Raw genomic sequence first — 11,910 nt, 5'->3', positions numbered from 1 at the left:
GGTCACCATATGCCCGGCGTCAGGCTCTGATGTCGGCGGTGACCGCATCGGTGAGCCGCACCAGATCGGCCGGCGCCACCGCGACGTCCCACCCGCGCTTGCCCGCGCTGCACAGCACCCGGCCCCAGCGCAGCGCCGAGGCGTCGACCACCGTCGGCAACGGTCTGCGCTGCCCGAACGGTGAGATGCCGCCGAGCACATATCCGGTCGACCGTTCGGCCGCCGCCCGCTCGGCCATCGCCACCTTGGGGACGCCGAGCGCCGCGGCCGCCGCCTTGAGCGAGAGCTTCGCCGGCACCGGCAGCACCGCGACCGCCAGGCCGGCGGGCGCCGCGACGATCAGCGTCTTGAGCACCTGGTCGGGCTGCACGCCCGTGTCCGAGGCCAGCGCGGCGACCGCCTCCTCACCGAAGGACTCGGCGCGGGCGTCGTGGGCGTAACGCAACACTTCGTGCGGGACGCCCGCGGCGAGCAGCGCCGCGATCGCCGGGGTCGCCGCTCGTGCCACCGGCCCAGGGTAGTGCCGGCGGTCGGGGAACAAGTCCCATCGGGTCTGCTGTTGTTGACTGCAGTTCCGCCTGCTGATGCAGCGGTCAGTCGGTTGTCGGGAGCAGCCACTAGGATCTCCGAAGGAGGGGACTTACGGTGCCAACGGTTTGCCTGGAACGTCCGGTGGATCTGCCGGGCTTGTTCGGCGGCGCCGCGACAGAAGGGACGGTGTCGACCCTGATGACCGACGTCGACGGCTCAGCGCCCGAGAGATCGACCGAGACCGATGCCGAGCTGACCGCCCGGTTCGAGAGGGACGCGATCCCACTGCTCGACCAGCTCTACGGCGGTGCGCTGCGGATGACCCGCAATCCCGCCGACGCCGAGGACCTGCTCCAGGAGACCATGGTCAAGGCGTACTCCGGCTTCCGGTCGTTCCGCGAGGGCACCAATCTCAAGGCGTGGCTCTACCGCATCCTGACCAACACCTACATCAACAGCTACCGCAAGAAGCAGCGTCAGCCGGCGGAGTACCCGACGGAGGAGATCACCGACTGGCAGCTGGCGGCCAACGCCGAGCACTCGTCGACGGGGCTGCGGTCGGCCGAGGTGGAGGCGCTCGAGGCGCTGCCCGACACCGAGATCAAAGCGGCGCTACAGGCGTTGCCGGAGGATTTCCGGATGGCGGTGTACTACGCCGACGTCGAGGGATTCCCGTACAAGGAGATCGCCGAGATCATGGATACGCCGATCGGTACCGTGATGTCCCGGTTGCACCGGGGTCGCAAGCAACTGCGTGACCTGCTGGGCGATGTCGCCCGCGACCGCGGATTCATCCGGGCCGAGCAGGCGCCCGAGGAGGTGCCGTCATGACCGACCAGCCACGCGACGACGAACGCTGGACCCCGCCGGTGGGCCCTGTCGACCCCGAACACCCCGAGTGTGCGGCGGTGATCGCCGAGGTGTGGACGCTGCTCGACGGTGAGTGCACCGCGGAGACCCGCGACAAGCTCCAGCACCACCTCGAGGAGTGCCCCGCCTGCCTGCGCCACTACGGCGTGGAGGAGCGGGTGAAGCACTTGATCGCCACCAAGTGCAGCGGCGAGAAAGCGCCCGACCGGCTGCGCGAGCGGTTGCGGATCGAGATCAGCCGCACCACGATCATCCGAGGCGGCTGAACGGCGCCTGCCCAGTCACGACGAACGCCCGCCCGTCCTGCAGGACGGGCGGGCGTTTCGGTCGACGGTGGGGCTAGCGCACCGACTTCGAGCCGGCGTTGGGTCGCTTCCCGTGATTCGCCTTCGTGTGCTTCCGGTCGCGCTTCTTGCGGCCACGCTTGGCCATGGCTGTTCCTCCGTACGGTCTTCGGTACTTCCGGCCCGCGTCCCACGGGCGGCACCACGCCATTGTCTCACGGCCCGGCGAATGCTCCGGCCACGCGGGGTTGTGGTTCGATAGAGGCGCGAAACCGAGAGTGAGTGGGGTGAAGATGGCCGAGGACGTTCGCGCCGAAATCGTGGCCAGTGTGCTCGAGGTCGTGGTCCACGAAGGTGATCAGATCGGCGAGGGCGACACCCTGGTGCTGCTGGAGTCCATGAAGATGGAGATCCCGGTGCTCGCCGAGGTCGCAGGCACGGTCACCAAGGTCAACGTCAGCGAAGGCGACGTCATCCAGGCCGGTCATCTCATCGCGGTCATCGGCTAGCCACTCCCCGGTACCCGACCGCCCGACATGATGCTCGATGTCCACACTCGGTGACCTGCTCGCCGAGCACACGATGCTGCCCGGCAATGCCGTCGACCATCTGCACGCCCTGGTCGGCGAGTGGCAGCTGCTGGCGGACCTGTCCTTCGCCGACTACCTCATGTGGGTGGGCCGCGACGACGGCGTCCTGGTGTGCGTCGCGCAGGTGCGGCCCAACACCGCGCCCACGGTGCTGCTCGCCGACGCGGTGGGCACGCTCTCGGACGACCAGCGGCTACCGGTGGTGCGCTCCGCGTTCGACACCGGTGTCATCGTCACAGAAGACGAAGCGACGCAACAGGACTCACCCGGCCTGAACGTCGAGGCGGTTCCGGTGCGCTGGGACGGCAAGGTGGTCGCGGTGCTGACCCATCAGACAGCGCTGGCCGCGAGGCGCACGGCGAGCCCACTGGAGAGCGCGTACCTCGACTGCGCCGCGGACCTGCTGCACATGCTCTCCGAAGGCACTTTCCCGAACGTCGGTGACCTCGCGATGTCGCGTTCCAGCCCGCGGGTGGGCGACGGCTTCATCAGGCTGGACGGCGCGGGCACGGTGGTGTTCGCCAGCCCCAACGCGATCTCGGCGTATCACCGGATGGCGCTGACGTCGGAACTCGAGGGGCAGAACCTGGTGGCGATCACCCGCCCGCTCATCTCCGACCCGTTCGAGGCCCAGGAACTGGCCGATCACATCCGCGACTCGCTCGCCGGCGGCTCCAGCATGCGCATGGAGGTCGACGCGGGTGGGGCCGCGGTTCTGCTGCGCACCCTGCCGCTGGTGGCGCACGGCGAGGCCGTCGGCGCCGCGGTGCTGATCCGGGACGTCACCGAGGTCAAACGCCGCGACCGGGCGCTGCTGTCCAAGGACGCGACCATCCGGGAGATCCACCACCGCGTCAAGAACAACCTGCAGACGGTCGCGGCGCTGCTGCGGCTGCAGGCCAGGCGCACCAACAACGCCGAGGGCCGCGAGGCGCTGCTGGAGTCGGTGCGCCGGGTGTCGTCGATCGCCCTGGTGCACGACGCGTTGTCGATGTCGGTGGACGAGGAGGTGAACCTCGACGAGGTCGTCGACCGGATCCTGCCGATCATGAACGACGTGGCCACCGTGGACACCCCGATCCGCATCAACCGCGTCGGCGACCTCGGCGTGCTCGACGCGGACCGGGCCACCGCGCTGATCATGGTGATCACCGAGCTGGTGCAGAACGCCATCGAGCACGCCTTCGACGACGGCACCGCCCACGGCTGCGTGACGATCCGCGCCGAGCGCTCGGCGCGCTGGCTCGACGTGGTGGTGCACGACGACGGGCGCGGGCTGCCCGACGGGTTCAGCCTGGAGAAGTCCGACCGGCTCGGTCTGCAGATCGTGCGCACCCTGGTGTCGGCCGAACTGGACGGGTCGCTGGGGATGCACGACGTCCCCACCGGCGGCACCGACGTGGTGCTGCGGGTGCCGCTGGGGCGTCGAACGAGGCTCCCGCAGTAACGGACGTCACAGCCAGAAAACGAAATTCGCTCAGCGAATTGACAGGAAAGTGCTTGGGAAAAAGTGACGGCCCCGACGCTGTCGTCGGGGCCGTCGCTCGCGCGGTTCTGACCGGTCGTCAGACCCCGCTGCGGGCCTTGGTGCGGGCATTGCGCCGCTTGAGCGCGCGACGCTCGTCCTCGCTCATCCCGCCCCACACGCCGGCGTCCTGGCCGGAATCCAATGCCCAGGTCAGGCAATCGGTGGTGACGGGGCAGCGGTTGCAGACCAGCTTCGCGTCAGCGATCTGAGCAAGCGCGGGACCACTGTTCCCCACGGGGAAGAACAGCTCGGGATCCTCGTCGCGACAGACCGCCTTGTGGCGCCAATCCATAGTTCTAACTCCTCATCAGTCACTAGCTTGTATGCGCAGCAAAACGCACGAGCTTTTCTTCGGCTGTTAACGCGTGCACACGAAATGTTTCTGCACTGTTGCATCCGATGTTTTCACAGGCTGAACAGATGTCAAGAGAACTGCGTTAACACGTGTGCTATCTCACTCCGGCACCGTGTTACCGGAGCGCTTACCCATGTGTACTACACTCAACCCATCTGCGCCCTGAATTCTTCGGGCGCGCACCATACTCCCAGGTCAGAGCGTTGTGACGGGTGGTGCCACCACGGCGAGAGCGTCCGGGACCGACGTGAAGGTCATCGTTTCGCGCAGTCCGGCGTAATCTCCGTCGATCTGACAGGCCACCGGGACGTCGGCGGTCACCCGCAACCACGCCACATCGTCGTCGCGCAGCAGATGGCGTGCCTCGATGCGGGGCGTGCGGGACAGCATCCGCCGCACCAGCCGCAGATTGGCCCATACGTTCATGCTGGTGACGGCGAAGACGCCGAGACCGGTCTCGAACGAGGTGTCCGGGTTGGTCCACACCGGGCGGGTGTTGGCATAGGTCCACGGGCTGGAGTTCGACACGAAGGCGAAGTGCACGCCCGACACCGGTTCGGCGTCGGGCAGGTGCAGCGTCAGCGAGGGTTCCCTGCGGGCGCTGGCCAGCATCTCGCGCACCGCGACGCGGATGTAGCGCGACGCGGTCACCGCACGTCCCTTGGCCCGCTGCGCCTCGACAGCGGCCACGACGTCCCCGTCCACCCCCATGCCCGCGGTGAACACCGCCCAGCGTTCGCCGCAGTCCATCACCCCGATGCGCCGCCATCGGCCGTCGCGGCGGTAGTCGCCGAGCAGGTCGACGAGTTGATTGGTGGCCTCGGTGGGGTCGGGGCTGATGCCGAGCGCCCGGGCGAAGACATTGGCCGACCCGCCGGGCACCACGCCGACCGCGGGGGCCGGCAGGCCGGGACTGCGTTCCGACAGCACGCCGTTGACCACCTCGTTCACCGTGCCGTCACCGCCGTGCACGATCAGCACGTCGACCTCGTCGCGGGCCGCGTCGCGGGCGATCTCGATCGCGTGGCCGCGGTGGTCGGTGTGCACGACCACCAGCTCGACCCGGCTCTCCACCGCGTGGGCGAGCAGGTCGCGCGCGGCGGGGGTGGTCGACGTCGCATTGGGGTTGACGATCAGCACGGCGCGCACGAGGCCAAAGCCTAGCCAAGAGCGGCATGGCTGCGCCGCCGGTACGGACGGTCAGCGCAGACGGACACCCAGCCGGTCGCCGAGGTCCGCCACGCCGATGCCGAACGTCTCGACCACCCGCACCGGGCGCTCCCCGGTGCGGTCCAGTTCGAAGATCGCCAGGTCGGTGTAGACCCGGTTCACGCAGCGCCTGCCGGTGAGCGGGTAGGCACACGCCGGCACGAGTTTGGCCGCGCCGTCCTTGGTGAAGAGATTCATCATCACGAAGATCTGCTTGGCGCCGATGGCGAGGTCCATGGCCCCGCCGACCGCCGGGATCGCGTCGGGTGCGCCGGTGTGCCAATTCGCCAGATCGCCGTGGTGGCTGACCTGGTAGGCGCCCAGCACGCAGACGTCCAGATGGCCGCCGCGCATCATCGCGAACGAATCGGCGTGGTGGAAGTAGGACGCCCCCGGGGTCTCGGTGACCGGGATCTTCCCGGCGTTGGTCAGGTCGGGGTCGACGGCGTCGCCGACCGCGACGCCGCCCATGCCGAGCATCCCGTTCTCGGTGTGCAGCACCACGCCGTCCGCCGGTGACAGGTGCTCGGCCACCCGGGTCGGCAGCCCGATCCCGAGGTTGACGTAGGACTCGGCGGGGATGTCGCGCGCGATCAGCGCGGCGATCTCGTCGCGGTCGAGCGGGTCGCGGTCGAGGCGCTCGACGGTGTCACTGCCGATGGTCGTCACACCGCCACCTCCGAATCATGCTGTGCTGCCGACAGATCGAGGATGCGGTCGACGAAGATGCCAGGGGTGACCACACATTCGGGGTCGAGTTCACCGGCCTCCACCACCCGGGACACCTCCACGACGGTCATCTCGGCGGCGGTGGCCATCACGGGGCCGAAATTGCGCGCGGTCTTGCGGAACACCAGATTTCCGGCACGGTCGCCGACATGCGCGGCGATGAGGGCGACGTCACCCCGAATCGGGTATTCCAGGACGTAATCGCGACCGTCGATGGTGCGTGCCTCCTTGCCCTCGGTCAGCGGTGTGCCGACCCCGGTCGGGCAGAAGAACGCGCCGATCCCGGCGCCCGCGGCACGGATGCGTTCGGCGAGATTGCCCTGCGGCACCACTTCGAGGTCGACCTCGCCGGCGCGGTACAGGCGGTCGAAGACGTAGGAGTCCGCCTGGCGGGGGAACGAGCAGATGACCTTGCGTACCCTGCCCGCCGCCAGCAGTGCGGCCAGGCCGGTGTCGCCGTTGCCTGCGTTGTTGCTGACGATCGTCAGGTCACCGGCGCCCTGGTCGATCAGCGCGTCGATCAAGGTGGTCGGCATGCCGGCCATGCCGAATCCGCCGACGAGCACCGTTGCCCCGTCGGCGATCCCGGCGACCGCCTGCTCGGCAGTGGTGTGGATCTGGGTGCGGCTCACGACGGGTCCTCCTCGGAGTCTCGGGCGGGGTGGTCTCGGCTGTCCTCGGCGAGCACCCGGCCGGCGATGCGGAACGCCGTGTTCGCGTCGGGCACCCCGCAGTAGACGGCCGTCTGCAGCAGCAGTTCCTTGATCTCGTCGTCGCTCAGGCCGTTGCGCCGGGCTGCCCGCAGGTGCAAGGCCAACTCCTCGTGATGACCACGGGCGACGAGTGCGGTCAGCGTGATCAGTGAACGGCTGCGCCGGTCGAGGCCGGGGCGGGTCCAGATGCTGCCCCAGGCGTATTCGGTGATCAGCGTCTGGAAGTCGGCGCTGAACGGGGTGGTCTGCGCCTGCGCGCGGTCGACGTGGTCGTCACCGAGCACCTGCCGCCGGACGGCCATCCCGGCGTCATGGCGGGTGATTTCGGCGCGCTCACCATCGCTCAGCGATCGCGAGCGCGCCGAAATCACCCCGGGCCGGTGCCGGTGGGCGTGCTCGACGACGAGTTCGGCGACCCGTTGCGGGGCTTCGGCGGGTGCGAGGTGACCGACGCCGGGCAGCACCACGAGTCGGCCGTCGGCGACGCCGTCGGCTATCCGTCGCAGATCCTGCGGCGGCGTCGGCACGTCGTCGCTGCCCGCGATCGCGAGGACCGGCGCGGTGATCTCCGCGAGGCGCGCGCTCACGTCGAACGCGGCAAGCGCCTCGCAGGCCAGCGCATACGATTCGGCATCGGTGGTATGTAGCGCGTTCAGCAGTGCCGCAGCAAGATCGGGATGCCGGTCGAGGAAGCCGGGGGCGAACCAGCGTTGGGACGAGGCGTCGACCACCGCGTCGACTCCCGACGCGCGAACCGTGGCGGCGCGCTCTTGCCACCCCGCGGCCGTGCCGATCACGGCGCCGGTGCAGATCAGCGTCGCCGAGGCCACCCGATCGGGCGCTGCCAGCAGCAGCTGCAGGCCGACCGCGCCGCCGAGTGAGTCGCCGGCGTAGTGGAACCGGCCCGCCGCAGGGAACTCGTCGGCGAGCGTGAGCACCGCCGCGGCGAGGTCGCCGACGTCGAACGGCGAGGCCGCCGGGCTGTGGCCGTGGCCGGGCAGATCCCATGCCACCACCCGGAAGTGGTCGATCAGGTGTCGAGCGGCCGGTCCCCACAGGGATTGCGCGGACGTGCCGAGTGACGGCCCGAGGACCAGTAGGGGGCCGGCCGCCGGTCCGCCGAAGTCGGTGGCGACCAGACGCGGGCCGGTCATGACGGTGCCTCGAGGTGCCGGCGGGCCCGCGCCAGCACGGACTCGATCAACAGGTCGGCCGCACCGGTGTACGTTGCGGCGACGGGGCGGCCGGTCAATTCCGCTATCGACCGCTGCTCGGCCGAGAGACCTTCGGCCGCAGTCAGATTCGCCGCAGCCCGGTCGGTGTCGACCTGTAGTCCGGTCAGCAGCGTGGTGGTCTGGCCCGCGGCGGCCGCGGTGCGCCTGCTGAGCGTGCGCAGGGTGCCCCACTCCGCGTGCCAGGCCCCGTCGGCCCGTTCGTCGACACTCGAAGCCGACGCGACGTGCAGTGCGGCGGCCAGGGACGGCGCGGTCAGTGCCGTGCTGCGGATGAGCACCGACATCACCGGGTTGCGCTTGTGCGGCATGGTCGACGAGCCGCCCGCCTGCCCCTCGGTGAACTCACCGATCTCGGGACGGCTGCCGGTCGCGACGTCGGTGGCGATGTGTCCCCAGGCGTCGCAACACGTCACCAGGGCGTCGCCGATGCGGGTGACGATCGACCGGGTGGTGTGCCACGGCATGGCCGGCGCCAGGCCGAGCGCCTCGGCCATCGCGTTCGACAGGCCGAGCGCGGCGTCGGCCGATCCGGTGAGTTCGGTTGCCGCGGCCATGGTTCCGACGGCGCCGCCGGCCTGCACCGGTAGCGGGGGCAGGCCGCCGAGAGTGTCCGCCGCGTCCAGCACTCCGCCGAGCCAGTGCGCCGTCTTCATGCCGATCGTGCTGGGCAGCGCTGCCTGGGTGAGCGTGCGGGCGAGCATCGGCGCGTGGCGGTGCGTCTCGGTCAGGCGCGCGAGTTGCGCGATCTGCATGCACATCTCGTCGTCGACGGCGGCCAGCGTGGCGCGTGCGCACAGCATCAGCGCGGTGTCGACGACGTCCTGACTGGTGAGCCCGCGGTGCAGCCAACGGGCGGTCTGGCCGCCGGTGCGTTCACGCAGCATGGCGACCAGGCCGGTCACCGGATTGCCGTCGCGCTCGGCGCCCTCGGCGAGGGTGTCGATGTCAGTGGGGGACACGACCGCGCCGAGGTCGGCGCGCGCGGCGGCCGGGGCCACCGCGGTGTCGACGAGAGCATCGAGCCAGGCCCGTTCCACGGCGATCATGGCGGCCAGGAACGCCCGGTCACCGAACAGGTCACCGGCGCGGCCGTCGCCGGGCGACAGCAGGTCACTCATGGTCGGTGCCCCGGGAAGCGCAGGAACACCGTCTCGTCCGCACCGCCCTGCAGCCGGATGTCGAAACGCAGCCCAGCCGCGTCCCGGCGGGCGACGAGTGTCTGCCGCCGCTGCGCGTCCAGCGAGGCCAGCAGCCGGTCGCCGGCCAATGCCGGACCGGGTACGTAGATCCTGGTGAACAGCCGGTTCAGCAGTCCGCGTGCAAACACCGTGACGGCGAAGAAGGCGGCCGTGTCCGGTTGTGGCACACCGGGTTCCACCGTGGTGAAGGAGTAGTGACCGTCGTCGTCGGTGCTCGCCCGTCCCCAGCCGGTGAAGGTCCAGCCGTCGCGGTGCAGCGAGCCGGTGGCCGAGGGCACCACTCCATCGGCGCCCGCCTGCCAGATCTCGAGCAGCGCGTCCGGTACCGGGTCTCCTGCGCCGTCGGTCACCTGCCCGTGCAGCCGGATCGCGCCCGGCGTGCCCGGCCGCACCAGTTCGTCAGAGCCGGGGTACGGCAGCGCGTAGCCGAAGAACGGGCCGATCGTCTGCCCCGGCGTCGGTGCCACGGTCATCGGCTGCCGTTCCCTTCCACCGGCGTCTGTGCGGCGCCGGTCAGCACGATGTCCCACCGGTAGCCGGTGGCCCATTCGTGAGTGGTCACGTCGTGGTCGTAGGCGGCGACAAGACGGTCGCGGGCCTTCCGGTCGGTGATCGACTGGTAGATCGGGTCCAACGCGAACAGCGGATCGCCGGGGAAGTACATCTGGGTGATCATCCGCTGGGTGAATTGTGTTCCGAACAGCGAGAAGTGGATGTGCGCGGGCCGCCACGCGTTGTGGTGGTTACGCCACGGGTACGGGCCGGGCTTGATGGTGGTGAAGCGGTACCAGCCGTCGCCGTCGGTCAGGCAGCGTCCGACGCCGGTGAAGTTCGGATCCAGCGGCGCGGGGTGCTGGTCGCGCTTGTGCAGGTACCGGCCCGCGGCGTTGGCCTGCCAGATCTCGACGAGCTGGTGCCGGATCGGTCTGCCGTCGCCGTCGACGACGCGGCCGGTGACCACCGCCCGCTCGCCGATCGGTTGGCCGGCGTGCTGGATCGTCAGGTCCGCCTCCAGTGGATGAACGTCGCGATTCCCGAAGCAGGGGCCGCTCAGCTCGACGGCCTCCGGGTCGGTGGTGTGCAGCGAACCGTGCGGATGCCGCAGCCGGCTGCTGCGGTACGGCGGGTAGGTCAGCCGGGGCTGGTACTCCTCCACACCCGTGCGATCGTATTCGCCGGCGATCGAGGCGATTTCGGCACTGATCTCGTGCTGGCTGCGCAGTGCGTTGTCCGGCGCGAGATCGCCCACGGCGATGGCGTTCTCCACGGTCACCTCCCGCCGCTCAGCCGTTGACAAGTGTCTTGGGCGAGTGGGGCGCCCCGGTGCCCAGCAGTTCGGTCGGCACGTCCTTCGTCTCGCGTGCGGTCGTCGCCGCCACCGCGGCGATGAGGCAGACGACGGCGGTGAAGATGCTGATGACCACCCAGCCGCCCTCCCGGACACCGCCGAGCGCGGTGACGATGGTCGGGGCGAATCCTGCCAGGAGGAAACCGATCTGGGTGCCGATCGCCATGCCGGAGAAACGGACCTGGGTGCTGAACATCTCGCCGTAGAACGACGGCCACACGGCGTTGGCGGCGGCGTATCCGAACGAGAACGTGGCGACGGCCAGGGCGAAGGTCAGCAGCGTGTTGTCGTTGCTCATCGACAGCATGTAGAAGGGCATCAGTGCGGCCGACGACAGCGCACCGTAGATGAAGACCGGCTTGCGGCCGATCCGGTCGGCGAGCATGCCGAACAGCGGCTGGGTGAACAGCGCGACCACGTTGGCGACGACGACCAGCCACAGTGTGATGCCGGCGTCGAGGCCCACCTTCTTGCCGTATGCGATGGCCAGGGTGCCGAACACCGTCGACACGGCGGCGATGAACGCGCAGAGCACCACCCGGATGACGTCTCTCCAGTGGTTCTGCATCAGTGGCTTGAGCGGCATCCGGGCGATGGCGCCGGTGGCCTTCGCTTCGTCGAACTCCGGGGTCTCGTGCAGCCGGCGGCGGATGAAGTAGGCCACCACCACGACGATCGCGCTGAGCCAGAACGGAACCCGCCAGCCCCACGACATCTCGGCGTCGTCGGGCAGTGAGACGAAGGGCAGCATCACGAGCTGAGCGAGGATGAGGCCGCCTTGGGTTCCGGTGAGCGTCCACGAGGTGAAGAACGCGCGCCGGTTGTCGGGGGAGTGTTCCAGGGTCAGCGAGCTCGCGCCGGCCTGTTCGCCCGCGGCGGAGAAGCCCTGGAGCAACCGGCACAGCACGAGCAGTCCCGGCGCGAGCCAGCCGGCCATGGCGAAGGTGGGCAGGCAGCCGATCGCGAAAGTGGACACCCCCATCAGCACGAGGGTGAACATCAGCACGTTGCGTCGGCCGAGGCGGTCACCGAAGTGGCCGAGGACGAAGGCGCCCACCGGCCGTGCGACGTAGGCGACGCCGAAGGTCGCGAACGACAGCACCAGGGCGGCGTCGTCGCCCGACGGGAAGAACACCTTCGGGAAGATCAGCGCGGCGGCGGTGCCGAAGACGAAGAAGTCGTAGTACTCGACGGCGCTGCCCATGAAGCTGGCGACGGCGGCGCGGCCGGGCGTTCGTCGCGGTGACGCAGCTCCGCCGCTGTCTGATTCGGCGATGGTCGTGCGGCTCATGACTTCTCCTGTTCGGTCGGGCGGTGGT

14 protein-coding genes are annotated in these 11,910 nt (G+C 69.7%); 4 read left to right on the top strand and 10 right to left on the bottom strand.

Translation table 11 applies throughout. The annotated features are described in order from the left end of the window. Nucleotides 1-19: 19 nt before the first annotated feature. Nucleotides 20-508 (bottom strand): YbaK/EbsC family protein, encoded by a 489-nt coding sequence (locus AB0K11_RS02500; RefSeq protein ID WP_364971869.1) that lies wholly within the window; start codon nt 506-508, stop codon nt 20-22. 221 nt (nt 509-729) lie between these two features. Between AB0K11_RS02500 and AB0K11_RS02495 the strand changes: the two genes are divergently transcribed. The 4 genes from AB0K11_RS02495 to AB0K11_RS02480 all read left to right on the top strand — a co-directional run bounded on the left by AB0K11_RS02495 (nt 730) and on the right by AB0K11_RS02480 (nt 3,722). Then, nucleotides 730-1,362, top strand: coding sequence for a sigma-70 family RNA polymerase sigma factor (locus AB0K11_RS02495; RefSeq protein WP_364973651.1), 633 nt, complete (start codon nt 730-732; stop codon nt 1,360-1,362). Further along, complete coding sequence (gene rsrA, locus AB0K11_RS02490; RefSeq protein WP_364971867.1) at nt 1,359-1,667, top strand: mycothiol system anti-sigma-R factor; 309 nt, start codon at nt 1,359-1,361, stop codon at nt 1,665-1,667. The genes AB0K11_RS02495 and rsrA overlap by 4 nt, the downstream gene beginning before the upstream one ends. A gap of 311 nt (nt 1,668-1,978) precedes the next feature. After that, nucleotides 1,979-2,194, top strand: a complete 216-nt coding sequence (locus tag AB0K11_RS02485) for a biotin/lipoyl-binding carrier protein (RefSeq protein WP_264010909.1) — start codon at nt 1,979-1,981, stop codon at nt 2,192-2,194. 37 nt (nt 2,195-2,231) lie between these two features. Then, nucleotides 2,232-3,722 carry a sensor histidine kinase gene (locus tag AB0K11_RS02480; RefSeq protein ID WP_364971866.1) on the top strand — a complete coding sequence of 497 codons (1,491 nt, stop codon included), beginning with the start codon at nt 2,232-2,234 and terminating at the stop codon, nt 3,720-3,722. A gap of 118 nt (nt 3,723-3,840) precedes the next feature. Here the strand turns inward: AB0K11_RS02480 and AB0K11_RS02475 are convergent, their stop codons facing one another. The 9 genes from AB0K11_RS02475 to AB0K11_RS02435 form a co-directional block, all read right to left on the bottom strand. After that, nucleotides 3,841-4,095: a WhiB family transcriptional regulator gene (locus AB0K11_RS02475; RefSeq protein WP_110319505.1), complete on the bottom strand. Its 255-nt coding sequence runs from the start codon at nt 4,093-4,095 to the stop codon at nt 3,841-3,843. 258 nt (nt 4,096-4,353) lie between these two features. Beyond that, entirely contained in the window at nt 4,354-5,307 is a 954-nt protein-coding gene (locus tag AB0K11_RS02470; RefSeq protein WP_364971863.1) for a diacylglycerol kinase family protein, read from the bottom strand. Between the two features lie 51 nt (nt 5,308-5,358). After that, complete coding sequence (locus tag AB0K11_RS02465) at nt 5,359-6,036, bottom strand: 3-oxoacid CoA-transferase subunit B (RefSeq protein ID WP_364971861.1); 678 nt, start codon at nt 6,034-6,036, stop codon at nt 5,359-5,361. Further along, nucleotides 6,033-6,728, bottom strand: coding sequence for a 3-oxoacid CoA-transferase subunit A (locus tag AB0K11_RS02460; RefSeq protein ID WP_364971860.1), 696 nt, complete (start codon nt 6,726-6,728; stop codon nt 6,033-6,035). The genes AB0K11_RS02465 and AB0K11_RS02460 overlap by 4 nt, the downstream gene beginning before the upstream one ends. Then, nucleotides 6,725-7,963: a 4-carboxymuconolactone decarboxylase gene (gene pcaC, locus AB0K11_RS02455; RefSeq protein WP_364971858.1), complete on the bottom strand. Its 1,239-nt coding sequence runs from the start codon at nt 7,961-7,963 to the stop codon at nt 6,725-6,727. Before pcaC ends, AB0K11_RS02460 begins: the two co-directional genes overlap by 4 nt. Further along, on the bottom strand, nt 7,960-9,162 hold the full coding sequence (gene pcaB, locus AB0K11_RS02450; protein ID WP_364971857.1) for a 3-carboxy-cis,cis-muconate cycloisomerase: 1,203 nt from the start codon (nt 9,160-9,162) through the stop codon (nt 7,960-7,962). Before pcaB ends, pcaC begins: the two co-directional genes overlap by 4 nt. Then, complete coding sequence (pcaG, locus tag AB0K11_RS02445) at nt 9,159-9,716, bottom strand: protocatechuate 3,4-dioxygenase subunit alpha (protein ID WP_364971855.1); 558 nt, start codon at nt 9,714-9,716, stop codon at nt 9,159-9,161. Before pcaG ends, pcaB begins: the two co-directional genes overlap by 4 nt. After that, on the bottom strand, nt 9,713-10,510 hold the full coding sequence (gene pcaH / locus AB0K11_RS02440) for a protocatechuate 3,4-dioxygenase subunit beta (RefSeq protein ID WP_364971854.1): 798 nt from the start codon (nt 10,508-10,510) through the stop codon (nt 9,713-9,715). The genes pcaG and pcaH overlap by 4 nt, the downstream gene beginning before the upstream one ends. A 16-nt stretch (nt 10,511-10,526) precedes the next feature. Next, entirely contained in the window at nt 10,527-11,882 is a 1,356-nt protein-coding gene (locus AB0K11_RS02435) for an MFS transporter (protein WP_364971853.1), read from the bottom strand. Between the last annotated feature and the right edge of the window lie 28 nt (nt 11,883-11,910).

The sequence above is a fragment of the Mycobacterium sp. NPDC050551 genome (assembly GCF_040674075.1).
In the GTDB taxonomy this organism is placed as follows: domain Bacteria; phylum Actinomycetota; class Actinomycetes; order Mycobacteriales; family Mycobacteriaceae; genus Mycobacterium.
Note: the sequence above shows the minus strand (reverse complement) of the source record. Positions and strands in the feature narration are given on the sequence as shown.